Raw genomic sequence first — 18,829 nt, forward strand, 5'->3', positions numbered from 1 at the left:
CCTTGTCACCATCCCACCGCTGTATTCACCTCTGACCCGATGACCCTGTTACGACGCATCAAGGACGCCATGAGCCAGCAGCAATCCGCCGCACCGGCCCCCGCCACCGTCACCGTCGCCCGTCGCCGCGACTGGTGGCGGGACGCGGTGATCTACCAGGTCTATCCGCGCAGCTTCGCCGACAGCAACGGCGACGGGATGGGTGATCTGGAGGGCGTGCGTGCCAGACTCCCGTACCTGCGCGACCTCGGTGTCGACGCCGTGTGGCTCAGCCCGTTCTACGCCTCCCCGCAGGCCGACGCCGGCTACGACGTCGCCGACTACCGGGCCGTGGACCCCATGTTCGGCAACCTGCTGGACGCCGACGCGCTGATCCGGGACGCGCACGGGCTGGGGCTGCGGATCATCGTCGACCTCGTGCCCAACCACTCCTCCGACCAGCACGAGTGGTTCAAGCGGGCGCTGGCCGAGGGCCCCGGCTCGCCGTCGCGCGACCGCTACCACTTCCGCCCGGGCAAGGGTGAGAACGGCGAACTCCCGCCCAACGACTGGGAGTCCATCTTCGGCGGCCCGGCCTGGACGAGGGTCGAGGACGGCGAGTGGTATCTCCATCTCTTCGCCCCGGAGCAGCCCGACTTCAACTGGGAACACCCCGCCGTCGGCGACGAGTTCCGCTCCATCCTGCGGTTCTGGCTGGACATGGGCGTGGACGGCTTCCGCATCGACGTCGCTCACGGGCTGGTGAAGGCGGAGGGTCTGCCGGACATCGGCGACGCCGACCAACTCAAGCTGCTGGGCAACGATGTCATGCCGTTCTTCGACCAGGACGGCGTGCACGAGGTCTACCGGCAGTGGCGGCACGTGCTGGACGAGTACGCCGGTGAGCGGATCTTCGTCGCCGAGGCGTGGACGCCGACCGTCGAGCGCACCGCGAACTACGTCCGCCCGGACGAACTCCACCAGGCCTTCAACTTCCAGTACCTGAGCACCGACTGGGACGCGAAGGAGCTGCGGGCCGTCATCGACCGCACCCTGGAGGCGATGCGCCCGGTCGGCGCCCCCGCCACCTGGGTGCTCTCCAACCACGACGTCACCCGGCACGCCACCCGCTTCGCCAACCCGCCGGGACTGGGGACCCAGATCCGCACGGCCGGTGACCGGGAGCTGGGTCTGCGCAGGGCGCGGGCGGCCACCCTCCTGATGCTCGCGCTGCCCGGCTCCGCCTACGTCTACCAGGGCGAGGAGCTGGGCCTCCCGGACGTCGTGGACCTGCCCGACGAGGTCCGGCAGGACCCCGCGTACTTCCGCGGCGCAGGCCAGGACGGCTTCCGCGACGGCTGCCGGGTGCCGATCCCGTGGACGCGGGAGGGCTCGTCGTACGGCTTCGGGGCCGGGGGCAGCTGGCTGCCGCAGCCCGCGAACTGGGGCGAGCTGAGTGTCGAGGCGCAGACGGGGGTGGCCGGTTCGACGCTGGAGCTGTACCGCAGCGCCCTGCGCGTCCGGCGTGAGCAGGCCGACCTCGGTGCGGGCGACGCGGTGGAGTGGCTGCGCGCCCCGGAGGGTGTCCTCGCCTTCCGGCGCGGGGAGTTCGTGTGCGTCGCGAACACGAGCGGGGAGTCGGTGACGACTCCGGCCTACGGCAGGGTGCTGCTGGCCAGCGGTGAGCTGACCGAGGCGGACGGCGAGGCGAAGCTGCCGGCCGACACCACCGCGTGGTGGACGACCGCCTGAGCACCGCCTGATCACCGACTGAGCATCGCTTGACCGTAACCTGACGGCGCGTCATGCGGTAACTTCTTGCAGCAACTTCACAGGGCCCGCTACCCAACTGGGTGGCGGGCCCTTAACATCTGCGCAACCGCAAGATTTCAGCAAGGTTTCTGCAAGAGCCTTCAATGGTGAAGGAACCCCACATGGCACGTAGGACCCTCTCCGTCGCGCTGGCGCTGGCCGCCTGTAGCGTTGTCATGACCCCGTCCGTCGCGTCGGCCTCCCCGCCCGGCACCAAGGACGTCACCGCCGTCCTCTTCGAGTGGAACTACGGCTCGGTCGCCAAGGAGTGCACCAGCACCCTGGGCCCGGCCGGCTACGGATACGTCCAGGTCTCCCCGCCCGCCGAGCACATACAGGGCTCGCAGTGGTGGACGTCGTACCAGCCGGTGTCGTACAAGATCGCGGGCAGGCTCGGTGACCGCACCTCCTTCCAGAACATGGTGAACACCTGCCACGCGGCCGGTGTGAAGGTCGTCGTCGACACGGTCGTCAACCACATGTCGGCGGGCAGCGGCACCGGCACCGGCGGCTCGTCGTACACGAAGTACAACTACCCCGGCCTGTACTCCTCCTACGACTTCGACGACTGCACCTCGCTCGTCTCCAACTACGCCGACCGCTGGAACGTCCAGCACTGCGAACTCGTCGGCCTGGCCGACCTGGACACCGGTGAGGAGTACGTCCGGTCGGCGATCGCCGGTTACATGAACGACCTGCTCAGCCTCGGCGTCGACGGCTTCCGGATCGACGCGGCCAAGCACATCCCGGCCGAGGACCTCGCCAACATCAAGACCCGGCTGACCAACCCGTCCGTGTACTGGAAGCAGGAGGTCATCTACGGCGCCGGCGAGGCCGTCCAGCCGACCGAGTACACCGGCAACGGGGACGTCCAGGAGTTCCGGTACGCCTACGACCTCAAGCGCGTCTTCAACGACGAGAACCTCGCCTACCTGAAGAACTACGGCGAGGGCTGGGGGTACATGAGCAGCTCGGTCGCCGGGGTCTTCGTCGACAACCACGACACCGAGCGCAACGGCAGCACGCTGAACTACAAGGACGGCGCGAACTACACGCTGGCCAACGTCTTCATGCTCGCCTACCCCTACGGCGCCCCGGACATCAACTCCGGCTACGAGTGGACGGACGCCGACGCCGGGCCGCCCAACAACGGCGTCGTCAACGCCTGCTGGCAGGACGGCTGGAAGTGCCAGCACGCCTGGCCGGAGATCATCCGCATGGTCGCCTTCCGCAACGCGGTACGCGGCGAGTCGATGACGAACTGGTGGGACGACGGCGCCGACGCGATCGCCTTCGGGCGCGGCGCGAAGGGCTATGTCGCCATCAACCACGAGTCGGGCTCCCTGACCCGTACCTACCAGACGTCCCTGCCGGCCGGGACGTACTGCAACGTGCAGGCGAACACGTCGGTGACGGTCAATTCGAGCGGCCAGTTCACGGCCACCCTGGCCTCGAACACCGCCCTCGCGATCTACGCCGGGAAGTCCGCCTGCTGAGGGTCCATCCGCTGCGTCCCGATCACCGACAGCAGCCGCAGCGCCTCCTCGGACCGTGAGCCCGGGGTCGCGGTGTAGATCACGACCTGCTGGTCCCGGTCGGTGATGTCGAGGGCGTCGCAGTTGACGGTGACGGGGCCCACCACCGGGTGCCGGAAGGTCTTGACCAGGGTGGGCTCGGCGGACACGTCGTGCGACTCCCACAGTCGCCTGAACTCCTCGCTCCCGGCGAGGAGTTCGGCCACCAGGCCGGTCACCTCGGGCGCGTCGGGGTACCGGCCCGCCGCGGCCCGCAGGCGCTTCGCCGAGAGCCGGGCGAAGGAGTCCACGTCCGACACCCCGTACAGCCGGCTGCCCGCCGGGCGCGGGGTGAGGAACGCGCGGCGCATGAGGTTGCGGTCGCGCGGGGGCAGCGCGGAGAAGTCCTCCATGAGGGCGGCCGCCAGATCGTTCCAGGCCAGCACCTCGAAGGTCGCGGAGGTCACGAAGGCGGCGGCCTGCGGAAGCCGGTGCAGCAGGTCGAGCAGGCTCTGCCGGACCTCGCGGGAGGGCCCGGGCGGCGGCCCCGGCGGCGCCCCGGCGAGATGGTGCAGATGCCCGCGCTCGGCGTCGGACAGCCGCAGCGCCCGCGCCAGCCCGCCCAGCACCTCACGCGACGGCCGCGGGCCCCGGGCCTGCTCGAGCCGCGTGTAGTACTCCGTCGAGATGAACGCCAGCTGCGCCACCTCCTCGCGCCGCAGCCCCGGCGTCCGGCGGCGCGGACCGCGCGGCAGCCCCACCTCGGCGGGGGAGATCCGCTCACGTCGGCTGCGCAGGAAAGCGGCGAGTTCTTGCCTGTCCACGCGTCCAGTGTGCGCCGGGCGCCGGACCTCATCCAGGTACCGCCGGTGCCTGGATGGGCTCGGCGCCCGGACGCAGGCTCGAAGCCATGGAGAACACAGTGAATCCCGGTCTGCTGACCGGCAAGGTGGCGTTCATCAGCGGTGCCGGGCGCGGGATCGGCGCGGCGGCCGCCCGGCTCTTCGCCCGTGAGGGCGCCCGGGTGCTGCTGGCCGCCCGCACGGAGGACCAGCTCAAGGCGGTGACCGAGGAGGTCCGCGCGGCCGGTGGCACCGCGGACTACGTGGTCTGCGACCTGGCCGACGCGGCGAGCGTCCGCGCCGCCGTCGACCGCACCGTGGAGGTGTACGGCCGCCTGGACCTCGCCTTCAACAACGGCGCGATCGCCCAGCACCCCGGCCCCGTGGACGGACTCCCCGAGGCCGACTTCGACCACATCACCGCCGTGAACCTCAAGGGCGTCTGGCTCGCCATGGCCGCGGAGGTCGCCGCCATCCGGGCCACCGCCGGCACCGGCGCCATCGTCAACAACTCGTCCGTCGGCAGCCTGCGCGCCAACCCCGTCCTGCCGGTCTACGGGGCCCTGAAGCGGGCCGTCAACAGCCTCACCGAGTCGGCCGCCGTCACCTACGGCCCCGAGGGCATCCGCGTCAACGCCGTCGCCCCCGGCGGCACGCTCACCGAGATGGTCCGCGACTGGGACGAGGTCACCCCCGGTGTCATCGAGCACATGAAGTCCGTGACCCCCCTGCGCCGCACGGCCGCTCCCGAAGAAATAGCCGAGGCCGCCGCCTGGCTCCTCAGCGACCGCGCGTCCTTCGTCTCGGGCGCGGTTTTGCAGGTGGACGGCGGGGCCGGGGCGTAGCCACCGCACCGGCCAGGGCGTGGAAGGTCAGTCGGTGACGTCGATGTGCCTGGCCAGCGCGGTGACGGAGAGGTCGGCGTGGTCGACCCACTGGGGGAATCCCAGCGTCTTGTGCTTGGTCGAGGCGGGCGGCGTGATCTCCAGGTAGGAGGCGTGCACCGCACCCGAGGTGCCGGTGTTGGCGTGCGTCCAGGCGACGACGGCCTCGGCGCTCTGGCCGTCCTTGAGGACGATGGTCTTCTTGCCCGGGTCCTTGGCGTACCAGGTGTTGCCCCAGTGCGTGTGGGTCGTGATCGCCTTGTGCGCGGAGTTCTCCAGGCCCAGGCCGGGGTAGCCGCGCAGCGCGCAGGTCTTCCCGCTGAGGTTGCGCAGCGTGATGACGACACCCTGGTGGTTCATGCCGCCGGCCAGCTGCTTGCCGAAGCCGGCCTTGAGGGCGGCGGCGGAGCAGGTCGGCGTGGCCTTGGCGGTGCTCGGCGTCGCGGCATTGGCGGTGCCCGCCCAGACGAGGCCCAGGGCGGCCAGGGCGGCCGCGCCTCCGGCAAGCTTGGCGCGGCTGACCCCGCGGCGGGCGCGGTGCCTGCCCGCGGACCCGGCGGCACCCAGGCCGGAGGTGTCGGAGGTGTCGGAGATGTCGGTGCTGGAGGTGTTCAGGTCTTCGTTCACGGCGACGGCGCTCCACTCGTGTCCTGCGGCACGGGGCGCGGTGTGCGCCCCGTGCCGTCCTCTGCTGCTGTACACGAGATTCGATGCACGCCCCCGCGGATTTGTTCGCGCCGGGCCGAGACAATCTTTCCGGGCTTACTTCCAGGTGTCGCTCGTCGTGTAGCCGGAGGAGGTGCCCGTCGTGTAGGAGCGGTTCGTGCCCGACTCCCACGTCACGTTCCCGGAGCTGTCCTTCTTCACGTACTTGTACGTGAAGGCGGTGCTCTTCGGGACGATCACCAGCTTGCGCCACGTGGGGTACGACTCCGACGACAGCGGGATCGCGTCGCTCGTGTTCCAGGAGCCGAGGGAGGCGATGGAGCCGACGACGTAGACGTTGGTGCCCCAGTCGGTCGTGGCGTACTCGTTGAAGGTCACGTCGGTGGCGTCGGCGTTCGCCACGTTCCAGGAGTTGTTGAGGGAGACCGCCGAAGTCGCGCTCGAGGCGGATCTGTTGGCGTTGGACTCCCAGGTCACATTGCCCGAACTGTCCTTCTTTATGTATTTGTACGTGAAGGACGTGTTGATCGGCACGTTCACCGCGCCCGACCAGATCGGGTACCCGGAGGACGACAGCTGGATCGCCTTCGAGGTGTCCCAGGAGCCCAGGGCGTCGATGGAGCCGACGACGTAGACGTTGGTGCCGGTGGTGGTGGACGCGTACTCGTTGAAGGTCGCGGTCACCGTGGAGGTGGAGCCACCGCCACCGCTGCCGCCGTCGTCGCAGCCGACGGTGCAGGTGTAGGAGGAGTTGTAGAAGGCGACGGCGTCCTTCGCGGGGATCGTGATGCTCGCGCTGCCGCCGGAGACGGTGACCGTGGAGGCGCCGCCGTCGATGACGTTGGAGTACGTGCCGTCGGCCATGCCCGTCGCGAAGGTGTAGGTGGCCGACGACGAGCCGTTGTTGACCGCGAAGAAGCCGGCGCCGCTGCGGCCGAAGCCGATGACGGATGACGACTTGGTCGACCAGTCGGAGACGGCGGCGCTGCCGGTCGCGTTGTGCCAGGCGACCATGCCGACGACGGCGGTGTCGCGGTCGAGGCAGTTCCAGCCGCTGGAGCAGTTCGTGTCGGTGACGAAGCCGGACGAGTTCGGCGGCGCCTGGTCGCTCTGGGTCCACTGCCAGCTGGAGTAGATGGTCGGTGTCGACCACTTGTAGGCGAGCTCGAAGAGGTTGGCGAGCTTGTAGCTGTCGCCGTCCTTGTAGCTCATGTGCAGGCCGTTGCGCTCGGTGTCGTGGTTGGTCACGAAGGACACCGAGTTGGCGGCGGGCAGGATGCCGCTGCTCTCCAGGGAGGACAGGTCGGAGACGTTGCCCTGGAAGGCCGACTTCATCCTGCTCGCGTAGGTGAAGTCCAGGACGTCACCGGAGCCGTAGTAGTCGCTGGGCTGCGGGGTCGACCCCGGGTACACCTCGTCGAAGACGTACGGCGCCGCGCCGGACGTCGTGGTGTTCAGCCTGGCGACGATGGCCGCCATGTCGGTGGCCGGGATGTGCTTGGCCGAGTCGACGCGGAAGCCGTCGACGCCCAGCGCGATCTGCTTGTTGAGGAAGGCCGCGAGGCCCGAACGGACGTTGTCCGCGCTGGTCTTCAGGTCGGGCAGGCCCAGCAGTTCGCAGTTCTGGACCTGGGTGAGGTTCGAGTAGTCCTGGATGGTCAGGTCGGAGGTGGGGCAGTCGGCGGAGGTGTGGTAGTCGCTCGGGTCCCAGTCCGGGGTGTCGTACTTGCTGGTGAGGGTGGTGCCGTTGTAGCCGGTGCCGGTCTGGGCGGCCGTGTGGTTGATCACCGCGTCGGTGTAGACCTTCACGCCCGCGGTGTGGCAGGCGGTGATCATCGCGGCGAACTGCGTCGCCGTACCGAAGCGGCTGTTCAGGGTGTACGAGTAGGGCTGGTAGACGTCCCACCAGTAGTAGTTGGACTGCTTGAGGGACTCGGAGGGCGGCGCGACCTGCACCGCGCCGTACCCGGCCGGACCGAGCACGTTCGTGCACTCGGACGCGATCGAGTTCCAGTTCCATTCCCACAGGTTGGCGATCACATCGCCCTTGGCGGTGGTGTCCGCCTGCGCGGCGGTGGCCGGCAGGGCGATCACGCCCGTGAGCGCCAGGGCGCCCGCGGCGATCGCGACGGCCGTGCGTCTGAAGACACCCGGGGGTCGGTGTCCGGTCATGTGCGGCTCCGAAGCAGGAGGGACAGGCTTCAACAACCCTGGAGCGTGGGCCAGTTGATACAACGCGTCAATACGCCTCGTGAAAGTTCTTGCTGTGAGTTTCAAGCCTCTTGCTGTAAACCTTTCGTTAGCGATACCGTCGCGCCGGGTCGGACCCCAAGAGAGCCGCTATCGCTAGGAGTTCACACCGGTGATACATGTCAGACGGGTCGCGGCCGTCGCCGTCGCCGCCCTCGCCGCCGCGCTCGTGCAGCCCGTCGCCGCACACGCCGCCGCCCCGCCCGCGCCGCCCTCCGACGCGAAGCTCGCCGCCGCGCCCGCCCGGCACGACGACACCCGCGAGCAGTTCTACTTCGTCATGCCGGACCGTTTCGCCAACGGCGACACCGGCAACGACAAGGGCGGCCTCACCGGCTCCCGTCTCTCCACCGGCTACGACCCCACCGACAAGGGCTTCTACCAGGGCGGCGACCTCAAGGGCCTGACCAACCGGCTCGACTACATCAAGGGGCTCGGCACCACCGCCATCTGGATGGCGCCGATCTTCAAGAACAAGCCCGTGCAGGGGACGGGGAGCAACGCCTCGGCCGGCTACCACGGGTACTGGATCACCGACTTCACCCAGGTCGACCCGCACTTCGGGACCAACAAGGACCTTCGGACCCTCATCTCCGAGGCGCACGCCAAGGGCATGAAGGTCTTCTTCGACGTCATCACCAACCACACCGCCGACGTCGTCGACTACGAGGAGAAGTCGTACGACTACCTCTCCAAAGGTGCCTTCCCCTACCTGACCAAGGACGGGGAGCCGTTCGACGACGCGGACTACGCGGCCGGCGGCAAGAAGTTCCCTTCGGTGGACACGGCCTCCTTCCCGCGCACCCCGACCGTGACCAGCGACAGCAAGGTGCCGTCGTGGCTCAACGACCCGACGATGTACCACAACCGGGGCGACTCGACGTTCGCCGGCGAGTCCGCGACCTACGGCGACTTCTCCGGGCTCGACGACCTGTGGACCGAGCGGCCCGAGGTCGTCAGCGGCATGGAGAAGATCTACGAGCGGTGGGTGAAGGACTTCGCCATCGACGGCTTCCGGATCGACACCGTCAAGAACGTCGACATGGAGTTCTGGACCCAGTGGGCGACCGCGCTGGACGAGTACGCGGCGCAGCACGGCCGTAAGAACTTCTTCATGTTCGGCGAGACGTACTCCGCCGACACGTCCGTCACCTCGCCGTACGTCACCCAGGGCCGCCTCGACGCGACCCTCGACTTCCCCTTCCAGGACGCGGCCCGCTCCTACGCCTCCCAGGGCGGCAGCGCGCAGAAGCTGTCGAGCGTCTTCGGCGACGACTACAAGTACACGACCGACAAGGCGAACGCCTACGAGCAGGTCACCTTCCTCGGCAACCACGACATGGGCCGGATCGGGTACTTCCTGGAACAGGACAACCCGAAGGCCACCGACGCCGAACTGCTCGCCAAGGACAGGCTCGCCAACGAGGTGATGTTCCTCAGCCGGGGCAACCCGGTCGTCTACTACGGCGACGAGCAGGGCTTCACCGGGTCCGGCGGGGACAAGGACGCCCGGCAGACGATGTTCGCGTCGAAGGTCGCGGACTACCTGGACGACGACGAGATCGGCACCGACCGGACCGCCGCCGACGACTCGTACGACACGAGTGCGCCGCTCTACAAGCAGATCAGTGCTCTGAGCAAGCTCCGCGCGGCAAACCCCGCCCTCGCCGACGGCGTCCAGACCGAGCGCCACGCGGCCGACGGCGCCGGAATCTACGCGTTCACCCGGACCGACGCGAAGACCGGCCAGGAGTACGTCGTCGCCCTCAACAACGCCGGCACGGCACAGACGGCGACCTTCGCGACCGGGTCCGCCGGTATGCGCTACCGGGCGGTCTACGGCACCGACGGCACCCTCACCTCCGACGGCTCGGCCGAGCTCACCGTCACCGTCCCCGCCGAGTCCGCCGTCGTCTACAAGGCGGCCGGCCCCCTCGCCCAGCCCGCCACCACCCCGACGATCACCCTCCAGGCCCCCGCCGCCGGCGCCACCGGCACCGTCGACCTCACCGCGGACGTCACCGGCGGCCAGCTGAACCGCGTCGTCTTCGCCGCCCAGGTCGGCAACGGGAAGTGGACCACCCTCGGCTCCGCCGACCACGCCCCCTACAAGGTCACCCAGACCCTCGCCGAGGACGTCCCGGCCGGCACCGCCCTGCGCTACAAGGCGGTCGTCGTCGACTCCGCCGGGCACACCGGCAGCGCGCTCGCCGAGAGCGCCTCCGGCACCCCGCCCGCCGCCGAGACGCCCACCGCCTCCTCCCGTGACTACGCGGTCGTCCACTACAAGCGCACCGACGGCGACTACGACAACTGGGGTCTGTACGCCTGGGGCGACCTCGCCGACGGCGAGGCGACCACCTGGCCCGCCGGCCACCCCTTCACCGGCCGTGACGCGTACGGCGCCTTCGCCTACGTCAAGCTGAAGCCCGGTGCCACGAACGTCGGCTTCCTCGTCGTCGACAAGGACGGCAACAAGGACGTCTCCGCCGACCGCTCCATCGACGTCACGAAGACGGGCGAGGTCTGGATCGAGCAGGGGAAGGCGGACGTCCTCACGACAAGGCCCGACTACCCGGCCCAGGACACCACCAAGGCGGTCATCCACTACCACCGCGCCGACGGGGACTACGCTGGCTGGGGCCTGCACGTCTGGACGGGCGCCGCGAACCCCACCGACTGGTCGAGCCCCCTGCAGCCGGTGCGGACCGATGCCTACGGCGCGGTCTTCGAGGTACCGCTCACCGACGGCGCCACCAGCCTCAGTTACATCATCCACAAGGGCGACGAGAAGGACCTCGCCGCCGACCAGTCGCTCGACCTCAAGTCGAACGGCTACGAGGTGTGGCTCCTGAACGGCCAGGAGAAGTACCTGCTCCCGCAGCCCGCCGGCAGCGCGGCCGCGCTCGACCTGACCACCTCCAAGGCGGTCTGGATCGACCGGGACACGGTCGCCTGGAACGGCGCCGACGGCGCGGTCTCCACCCAGCTGGTCTACTCCCGCGACGGTTCGATCGCCGTCAAGGACGGGACGCTGACCAGCGACGACGAGCGGTGGCTGCGGCTGACGAAGACCACCCTCACCGACGCGCAGAAGGCGAAGTTCCCGTACCTGAAGGACTACACGGCCTGGTCGGTCGACGCGCGCGACCGGGACCGGGTGCGCGAGGCGCTCGGCGGGCAGGTCGTCGCCTCCCAGCGGGCCGCCAACGGCGCGGTGCTGGCCGCTACCGGTGTCCAGATCGCCGGCGTCCTCGACGACGTGTACGCCAAGGCCACGACGGCGGACCTCGGCCCGGTCTTCCACCACGGAAAGCCGACCCTCTCCGTCTGGGCGCCGACCGCGCAGTCCGTCGCCCTCGAACTCGACGGCGCGGTGAAGCCGATGCACCGCGACCCCGCCACCGGCGTCTGGTCCGTCACCGGCCCCGCGTCCTGGAAGAACAAGCCCTACCGGTACGTCGTCAAGGTCTGGGCGCCCAGCGTCCGGAAGGTCGTCACCAACAAGGTCACCGACCCCTACTCGGTCGCCCTCACCGCGAACTCGGAGCGCAGCCTGGTCGTCGACCTGAACGACAAGTCCCTGGCGCCGGGCGGCTGGTCGACGTACACCAAGCCCAAGGCCGTCCCGATGAAGGACGCCCAGATCCAGGAGCTGCACGTCCGGGACTTCTCCGCGGCGGACGCCACGGTCCCGGCCGCGGACCGGGGCACCTACCTCGCCTTCACCGACAAGAACAGCGACGGCTCCCGGCACCTCAAGGCCCTCGCCAAGGCCGGGACTTCGTACGTCCATCTCCTCCCGGCCTTCGACTTCGCCACCGTGCCCGAGAAGAAGGCCGACCAGGCGAGCCCCGCCTGCGATCTCGCCTCCTACCCGGCCGACTCGGAGCAGCAGCAGGCGTGCGTCTCGGCGGTCGCCGCGAAGGACGCCTACAACTGGGGCTACGACCCGTACCACTTCACGGTCCCCGAGGGCTCGTACGCCACCGACCCGGACGGCACCGCGCGTACCGTCCAGTTCCGGAAGATGGTCAAGTCGCTCAACGACGACGGGCTGCGGGTCGTCATGGACGTCGTCTACAACCACACGGCGGCCAGCGGCGAGGCGGACACCAGCGTCCTCGACCGGATCGTGCCCGGCTACTACCAGCGGCTGCTCGCCGACGGCAGCGTCGCCAACAGCACCTGCTGCGCCAACACCGCGCCCGAGAACGCCATGATGGGCAAGCTGGTGGTGGACTCGATCGTCACCTGGGCGAAGGAGTACAAGGTCGACGGCTTCCGCTTCGACCTGATGGGCCACCACCCGAAGGCCAACATCCTGGCGGTCCGCAAGGCGCTCGACGCGCTGACCCTGAAGAAGGACGGCGTCGACGGCAAGAAGATCATCCTGTACGGGGAGGGCTGGAACTTCGGGGAGGTCGCCGACGACGCCCGGTTCGTGCAGGCCACGCAGCAGAACATGGCCGGCACCGGCATCGCCACCTTCTCGGACCGGGCCCGGGACGCGGTGCGCGGCGGCAGCCCCTTCGACGACGACCCCGGCATCCAGGGCTTCGCGTCCGGCCTCTACACCGACCCCAACTCCTCGACGGCCAACGGCACTCCGGCCGAGCAGAAGGCGCGGCTCCTGCACTACCAGGATCTGATCAAGGTCGGCCTGACCGGCAACCTCGCCAAGTACCGGTTCACCGACACCGACGGCAAGGAGGTCACCGGCGCCGAGATCGACTACAACGGCTCGCCCGCCGGATACGCCGACGCGCCCGGCGACGCCCTCGCCTATGTCGACGCGCACGACAACGAGTCGCTGTTCGACGCGCTGACGTACAAGCTGCCGGCCGGTACCTCCGCCTCCGACCGGGCCCGGATGCAGGTCCTGGCGATGGCCACGGCCGCCCTCTCCCAGGGGCCTTCGCTCTCCCAGGCCGGCACCGACCTGCTGCGCTCCAAGTCCCTGGACCGCAACTCCTTCGACAGCGGCGACTGGTTCAACGCCATCCACTGGAACTGCGCCGACGGCAACGGCTTCGGCCGCGGGCTGCCGACGGCCGCCGACAACCAGTCCAAGTGGCCCTACGCCAAGCCGCTGCTGACCTCGGTGCAGGTCGGCTGCCCGCAGATCGACGGGGCCTCGGCCGCCTACCAGGACCTGCTGAAGATCCGTACGACCGACAAGGCGTTCTCGCTCGGCACGGCCGCGCGGGTGCAGTCGGCGCTCACCTTCCCGCTCTCCGGCAAGGACGAGACGCCCGGGGTGATCACCATGGCGCTGGGGGACCTGGTCGTCGTGTTCAACGCGAGCCCGGAGCGGCAGGAGCAGCGGGTGGGCACCCTGGCCAAAACCGGCTACCGGCTGCACCCGGTGCAGGCGTCGGGCCAGGACTCCGTCGTCAAGTCGGCATCGTACGAGCGGGAAACGGGTACGTTCGAGGTTCCGGGGCGCACGGTGGCGGTGTTCTCCCGGACCACGTGACCGCGGCCTGACTCGGTGGGGCAGGCCCGGCATTCCCCCGGCCACCGCCGGGGGTGCCTCCAGGCACTGCCCTACCGGTGTTGTCCAGGGGCTGGGAGCATGGACGTCAACGGCAAGCTGACAGACACGACCGTGCTGGTCGTGGACGACGAGCCCGCGAGCCGGTACGCGATGGGCACCGTCCTGCGCCGGGCCGGCCACCAGGTCGTCGTGGTCGCCGACGGCCGGCAGGCGCTCGCCGAGCTCGACGTACGGCTGCGCAAGGGCGTCCTGCCCGACGTGGCCCTCGTCGACGTGAACCTCCCGGACATGAGCGGCTTCGAGCTCTGCCGTCGGCTGAAGGAGCGGCCGCACATGGCTGGTCTGCCCGTCGTGCACTTCTCGGCCCTGCGCACCGCCCCGGCGGACCGCTGCCCGGGCCTGGACGCGGGGGCCGAGGCGTATCTGACGGTGCCCGCCGAGCCGGAGGAGATCGAGGCGGCGGTCCGGGCCGCGGTGCGCGCCGCCCGGCTGCGCGCCGACGACCAGGCACTGGTACGGCGCCTGAAACTGCTGTCGGAGACGATCGTCACCATCCAGGCGGCCCGCTCGCTGCCCGAACTGGCCGACGCCGCCGCGGACGGCGCCGCCCGCCTCCTCGGCTGCCCGGCCGCCGTCTTCGTCCTCGACCAGGACGACGAGCTGTACCGCGGCCTGTACCGGGAGCGCACCTCGCTCGCCCTGCCGGACGAGGGCGCCCACCGGGACGTGGCCGGTCTGCTGCGCCGGCTCACCCGCGGGCAGTCCGGGGTCCGGATCACCACCGTGCCGGCGCCGCTGTGGCCCACCGGGTTCTTCCGGCCCGGGGTGCAGCACGACGCCCGGCTCACGCTGGTCCTCACCCAGGACGGCAAGGTGCCGGTGTGCCTGGCCACCCCCACCCGCGGGCAGCGCAGGGTCGACCCCGAGAACGAGGCGCTGCTGGCCCAGCTGGCCCAGGCCACCGCGCTCGCCGCCGAGCCCCTGCTGATGTACCAGGTGGAGCGGCGTGTCGCGCTCACCCTCCAGCACAGCTTCCTGCCCCGCCCGCACCAGCTGCCCGAACTGCCGGGCGTCGACATAGCGGTGCGCTACGAACCCGCCTCCCAGGAGACCGAGATCGGCGGCGACTTCTACGCCGCGCTGCGGGTCGGCGAAGGGGTGCTCACCGCGGTCGGGGACGTCGTGGGGCACTCGCTGGACGCGGCCACCGTCATGGTCGAACTCCGGCACGCGCTGCGCGCCTACTGCCTCACCGAGAGCGACCCGGCCGCCCTCGCCGACCGCCTCGACCGGCTGCTCCAGCACTACCACGCCGACGTCACGGCCACCGTCTGCCTGGCCCTGATCGACCCGGCGACCGGGCGCACCCGCGTCGCCAACGCCGGCCACATCCCGCCGCTGATACTCGGCGACGACGGCAGCGCCGAGTACGTCAAGGCGTCCGGTCCGCTGCTGGGGGTGGGCCTGCCCCACCCGCCGCCCACCGAGTTGGTCCTCGGACCCACCGACCGGCTCCTCATGGTCACCGACGGCCTGATCGAGACCCGCGGCACCGACCTCGCGATCTCGATGGAACACCTCCGGGCCGCCGCCTGCGGTGCCCTGCCCGGCCTGGAGGCCCTGTGCGACACCCTCCTCGCCTGCTTCGGCCGGGACCGCGAGGACGACGTCGCCCTGCTGGCGCTGAGCCTGGCGAAGTAGCGGGGCCGCTGTCTCAACTCGCCTTGCCTGCAACGGATTTGAGGTGTCCGATCAAGGCAGGCCGATGGGCGCCATGACGGAATCGAGCAGATCCGAGCGGAAGCGGGCGGATTCGAAAAGCGGGAACGAAACGGCACGGGATATTCCGCGTCGATTGCGTTCGCTATGGCCATGGCTGTCACCACTCGTGGTCGATTCACTGCTAGATCGAATTCATGGACCGGCGGACAAAGAGGGCGGGAGCGGCACTCCTTGCCGTCAAGTGCACGGGATTCGCTGGGAGATCTGAGGTCGGCGGGTCGCCGTGGGGCTCCTGAATCTCTCTTTCTCACCACGATTTGATTCAGAGTTAATTGGTGCACACTGTTTTTCTTTCCCGGGTGTAGTCTGCGATGTGGTCGAACGCGTGGATTATTTGGCCGGTGCGGCGCTTCTCATACGCCTTTATTTGCGCCGGACTGCGCCGCCCATTGCCGGTGCAACACCGTGCGCTCGCCGAATAAAGTGACGCTCGGCAGGCGCCTGTTGTACGTTTCTTCTCGCCGAAGAGATATTCCAACCAGCGGTTCTCGCCGTTGAGAGGGACACGTATGACGAGCCACGCAACCGGAATCGATCTCGAAATTCTGCTCCGCCGGGCGTTACAGACCACGGACGCCGACGCGCATTGGACGACCCACGCGGACGAGATGTGGTGCCGCCTCACACACGAGTCCGGCATGCGACGCCGGCAGGGCTGGAAATTGCACGTTTCCGCGACGGCCGCGTCCGCGCCGGAAGTGCTGGAGAAGGCACTGGACGTGCTGTTGCGCGAGGAGTCGGGATTCAAGTTCGTCCGGTCGCTCGAACAGGTGGGCGCGCTCAATTCCCGCGCCACGCCACGAGGAAGCTCGGGCAAGTTCATCACCGTATACCCGTCCTCCGACGCCGACGCCGCACGACTGGCGCTGGCGCTGCACCGGGCCACGGAGGGACTGGCCGGTCCCCGGATCCTGTCCGACCAGCCTTATGCGCCGCAGAGTCTGGTGCACTACCGCTACGGCGCCTTCGTGGGCCGGCGGCGGCTTTCCGACCAGGGTCTGCTCGTCTGGTTCATCGAGGATCCCGACGGCAATCCCGTGGAGGACAAGCGCACCGGGCAGTATTCCCCGCCGTCCTGGGCGGTCAGCCCCTTTCCCGCCGCGGTGCCGCTGCCACCGCGCCGGGAGAAGGCGCCGAGCAGCCCGGTGCTGCTCGGCGGCCGGTTCTCGGTACGGGAGGCGATCCGGCACACCAACAAGGGCGGTGTCTACCGGGGCACCGACGTCACCACGGGCGCACCCGTGGTGATCAAGGAGGCCCGGCCGCACGTCGAGGGCGACGCGTCCGGCGCCGACGTCCGTGACTGGCTGCGGGCCGAGGCCAGGACGCTGGAGAAGCTCAAGGGCACCGGACTGGCCCCGGAGCCGCTCGCGATGTTCGAGACGGGCGGGCACCTGTTCCTGGCCCAGGAGGAAGTGCCGGGCATGCCCCTGCGCAACTGGGTCGCCGAGCGCTTCCGTGACGTCGGGAGCGAACGCTACCGGGCGGACGCGCTCGCCCAGGCCGGCCGCCTGGTGGAGCTGGTCGCGGCGGCCCACGCCCGCGGCTGCGTACTGCGGGACTTCACACCCGGCAACGTGATGGTCCGCCCCGACGGGGAACTGCGCCTCATCGACCTGGAGCTCGCCGTCCTGGAGGACGACGTCCCGCTCCCGACCCGGGTGGGGACCCCGGGCTTCAGCGCCCCCGAGCGCCTGGCGGACGCCCCGGTCTCCCCGACGGCCGACTACTACAGCCTCGGCGCCACCGTGTGCTTCGTACTCGCCGGCAAGGTACCGAACCTGCTGCCCGAGGAACCGGCCACCAGGCCCGCGGAACAGCGGTTCGCCGAGTGGCTCGCCGCCTGCGCGGAAACGTTGCGGCTGCCGGACGGTCTGGCCGAGATGCTCCTCGGGCTGATGAAGGACGATCCCGGCGGGCGCTGGGACCCTGCCAGGGCGCGTGCGGCTCTGCGCGGTGCGGACCCGGTGCTGCCGAGGCGGACCGCCGCCGGGCCGGCGCGCACGGTTGATCGGGTTGATCTGGCCGATCCGAATGATCTGGCCGATCCGAATGATCTGGCCGATCCGAATGATCCGGGTGATCCGGGTGATCCGGACACGGCGACGCGGGCAGCGGTCACCGGGATGGTGGACCACCTCGTCGATTCGATGACCCCGCACGACGACCGGCGGCTGTGGCCCGTGTCCACGATGGCCGGCGAGACCGATCCGTGCACCGTGCAGCAGGGCGCGGCAGGCGTACTGGCGGTCCTGACCCGGTACTTCGAGCTCACCGGCGACCCCCGCCTGCCGGAGCTGATCTCCACCGCGGGCAACTGGATCGTGGCCCGCACCGGCACCCGCTCCGTCCGTCCGGGCCTGCACTTCGGCGGCCGCGGCATCGCCTGGGCGCTGTACGACGCCGGACGTGCGATCGACGACCGCACGCTCACCGACCACGCGCTGGCCCTCGCACTGGCGCCACTGGAACCGACGCCCAGCCACGACATCACCCACGGCACCGCGGGCAGCGGACTCGCCGCCGCCCACCTGTGGCGCCGTACCGACGACCCGCGCCTGGCCGAGCTGGTCGTCGACGCGGCCGACCGGCTGGCCGCCGCCGCACAGTCCGAACCGTCCGGCGTGAGCTGGCCCGTCCCCGCGGAAGCGGTCTCCGAGGAGGCCGGCAAACGCTACCTGGGCTTCGCGCACGGATCGGCCGGCATCGGCAGCTTCCTGCTCACCGCCGCGGCCGTCTCCGGGCGGCCGGAACACCTGGAACTGGCCCTGGCGGCGGGAGAGCACCTGGTGGCCAACGCGGTGCCGGTCGGCCGGGCCGCCCAGTGGCCGGCCCAGGCCACGGACCCGCCCACGGCCCCGTACTGGTGCCACGGCTCGGCGGGCATCGGCTCCTTCCTGGTCCGGCTCTGGCAGCGGACCGGGGACAGCCGATTCGGTGATCTCGCCCGCGGCGCCGTACACGCCGTCGTGGAGCGCGCCTCCCGGGCCGCCCTCACCCAGTGCCACGGCCTGGCGGGCAACGGCGACTTCCTCCTCGACATGGCCGAGGCCACCGGAGAGCCCGCCTACCGGGCGGCGGCCGAGGACCTGGCCCGCCTCATCGTCTCCGAACGCGCCCACCGCGCAGCCCACGTCGTCTTCCCCAACGAGTACGGGGACGTCTCGACGAGCTGGAGCGACGGGTCCGCGGGAATCCTGGCGTTCCTCCTGAGGACGCGCCACACCGACTCCCGGCACTGGACTGTCCAGCAGCCGGGTTGAGCGGCAGGAAAACCCCCCTGTCGCTTACCGCTCACAGAAGGAGAATGTCATGGAGAACCAGGCCCTCGAGCTGCTGGCCCAGCTGCACGCCCTTCCGGAGACCGACCCGGTCGACTTCGACGGAGCATCGTTCTCCGGGACGTGTGCGTGCGTCGGCCTGCTGACGCTGCTCAACACGGTCTGCGTGGGCATCAGCTGCGCCTAGCCGAGAACCTCCGGCGGGGGGGGGACCCCGGGGGGGGCCCCGCCCGCGGCGGCGCCGGGGCCCCGGGGGGCGGGAGGCACCCCGCACACCCCCCCCCGGCCAGGGCCCCGCCCACCCGCCACCCCCCCCAGC

At 70.2% G+C, this 18,829-nt stretch carries 10 protein-coding genes; 7 read left to right on the top strand and 3 right to left on the bottom strand.

Annotation, left to right across the window (positions count from 1 at the left end; all coding sequences use genetic code 11):
- The first annotated feature begins 69 nt into the window (after positions 1–69).
- Positions 70–1,731 carry a glycoside hydrolase family 13 protein gene (locus ACFWPQ_RS45475; RefSeq protein WP_384049191.1) on the top strand — a complete coding sequence of 554 codons (1,662 nt, stop codon included), beginning with the start codon at positions 70–72 and terminating at the stop codon, positions 1,729–1,731.
- Between the two features lie 182 nt (positions 1,732–1,913).
- Positions 1,914–3,287: an alpha-amylase family protein gene (locus ACFWPQ_RS45480; RefSeq protein WP_384049194.1), complete on the top strand. Its 1,374-nt coding sequence runs from the start codon at positions 1,914–1,916 to the stop codon at positions 3,285–3,287.
- On the opposite strand, the gene ACFWPQ_RS45485 is transcribed toward ACFWPQ_RS45480, so the two are convergent.
- Positions 3,263–4,129, bottom strand: coding sequence for a helix-turn-helix transcriptional regulator (locus tag ACFWPQ_RS45485; protein WP_384049197.1), 867 nt, complete (start codon positions 4,127–4,129; stop codon positions 3,263–3,265). The two genes, ACFWPQ_RS45480 and ACFWPQ_RS45485, sit on opposite strands and share 25 nt — an antisense overlap.
- An 86-nt stretch (positions 4,130–4,215) precedes the next feature.
- On the opposite strand from ACFWPQ_RS45485, the gene ACFWPQ_RS45490 reads away from it, so the two are divergent.
- The gene (locus ACFWPQ_RS45490; RefSeq protein WP_384049200.1) at positions 4,216–4,992 is read left to right on the top strand and encodes an SDR family NAD(P)-dependent oxidoreductase; all 777 of its coding nucleotides are present in this window, start codon (positions 4,216–4,218) and stop codon (positions 4,990–4,992) included.
- 27 nt (positions 4,993–5,019) lie between these two features.
- Here the strand turns inward: ACFWPQ_RS45490 and ACFWPQ_RS45495 are convergent, their stop codons facing one another.
- Positions 5,020–5,658 (bottom strand): DUF4232 domain-containing protein, encoded by a 639-nt coding sequence (locus tag ACFWPQ_RS45495; RefSeq protein WP_384049203.1) that lies wholly within the window; start codon positions 5,656–5,658, stop codon positions 5,020–5,022.
- 135 nt (positions 5,659–5,793) lie between these two features.
- Positions 5,794–7,869, bottom strand: coding sequence for a carbohydrate-binding module family 20 domain-containing protein (locus tag ACFWPQ_RS45500; protein WP_384049206.1), 2,076 nt, complete (start codon positions 7,867–7,869; stop codon positions 5,794–5,796).
- A 190-nt stretch (positions 7,870–8,059) separates the two neighbouring features.
- Here ACFWPQ_RS45500 and pulA point away from each other — a divergent pair, with 190 nt between their 5' ends.
- From pulA to ACFWPQ_RS45520, 4 genes are all read left to right on the top strand, one after another.
- Positions 8,060–13,426, top strand: a complete 5,367-nt coding sequence (pulA, locus tag ACFWPQ_RS45505; protein WP_384049209.1) for a pullulanase-type alpha-1,6-glucosidase — start codon at positions 8,060–8,062, stop codon at positions 13,424–13,426.
- A gap of 99 nt (positions 13,427–13,525) precedes the next feature.
- The gene (locus ACFWPQ_RS45510) at positions 13,526–15,148 is read left to right on the top strand and encodes a SpoIIE family protein phosphatase (protein ID WP_384049212.1); all 1,623 of its coding nucleotides are present in this window, start codon (positions 13,526–13,528) and stop codon (positions 15,146–15,148) included.
- A gap of 590 nt (positions 15,149–15,738) precedes the next feature.
- A complete protein-coding gene (gene lanL / locus ACFWPQ_RS45515; RefSeq protein WP_384049215.1) occupies positions 15,739–18,492 on the top strand; it encodes a class IV lanthionine synthetase LanL in 2,754 nt (917 codons plus the stop codon).
- Between the two features lie 49 nt (positions 18,493–18,541).
- Positions 18,542–18,697, top strand: a complete 156-nt coding sequence (locus tag ACFWPQ_RS45520) for a VenA family class IV lanthipeptide (RefSeq protein ID WP_189260591.1) — start codon at positions 18,542–18,544, stop codon at positions 18,695–18,697.
- Positions 18,698–18,829 lie beyond the last annotated feature (132 nt).

It is taken from the genome of Streptomyces sp. NPDC058464 (assembly GCF_042721035.1).
Lineage (GTDB): Bacteria > Actinomycetota > Actinomycetes > Streptomycetales > Streptomycetaceae > Streptomyces.

Bases quoted from the DNA above. Each gene is read 5' to 3' on its own strand.
- ACFWPQ_RS45475 (WP_384049191.1), top strand. From the start codon at position 70: ATGAGCCAGCAGCAATCCGCCGCACCGGCCCCCGCCACCGTCACCGTC.
- ACFWPQ_RS45480 (WP_384049194.1), top strand. From the start codon at position 1,914: ATGGCACGTAGGACCCTCTCCGTCGCGCTGGCGCTGGCCGCCTGTAGC.
- ACFWPQ_RS45490 (WP_384049200.1), top strand. From the start codon at position 4,216: ATGGAGAACACAGTGAATCCCGGTCTGCTGACCGGCAAGGTGGCGTTC.
- ACFWPQ_RS45500 (WP_384049206.1), bottom strand. From the start codon at position 7,869: ATGACCGGACACCGACCCCCGGGTGTCTTCAGACGCACGGCCGTCGCG.
- ACFWPQ_RS45510 (WP_384049212.1), top strand. From the start codon at position 13,526: ATGGACGTCAACGGCAAGCTGACAGACACGACCGTGCTGGTCGTGGAC.
- lanL (WP_384049215.1), top strand. From the start codon at position 15,739: ATGACGAGCCACGCAACCGGAATCGATCTCGAAATTCTGCTCCGCCGG.
- ACFWPQ_RS45520 (WP_189260591.1), top strand. From the start codon at position 18,542: ATGGAGAACCAGGCCCTCGAGCTGCTGGCCCAGCTGCACGCCCTTCCG.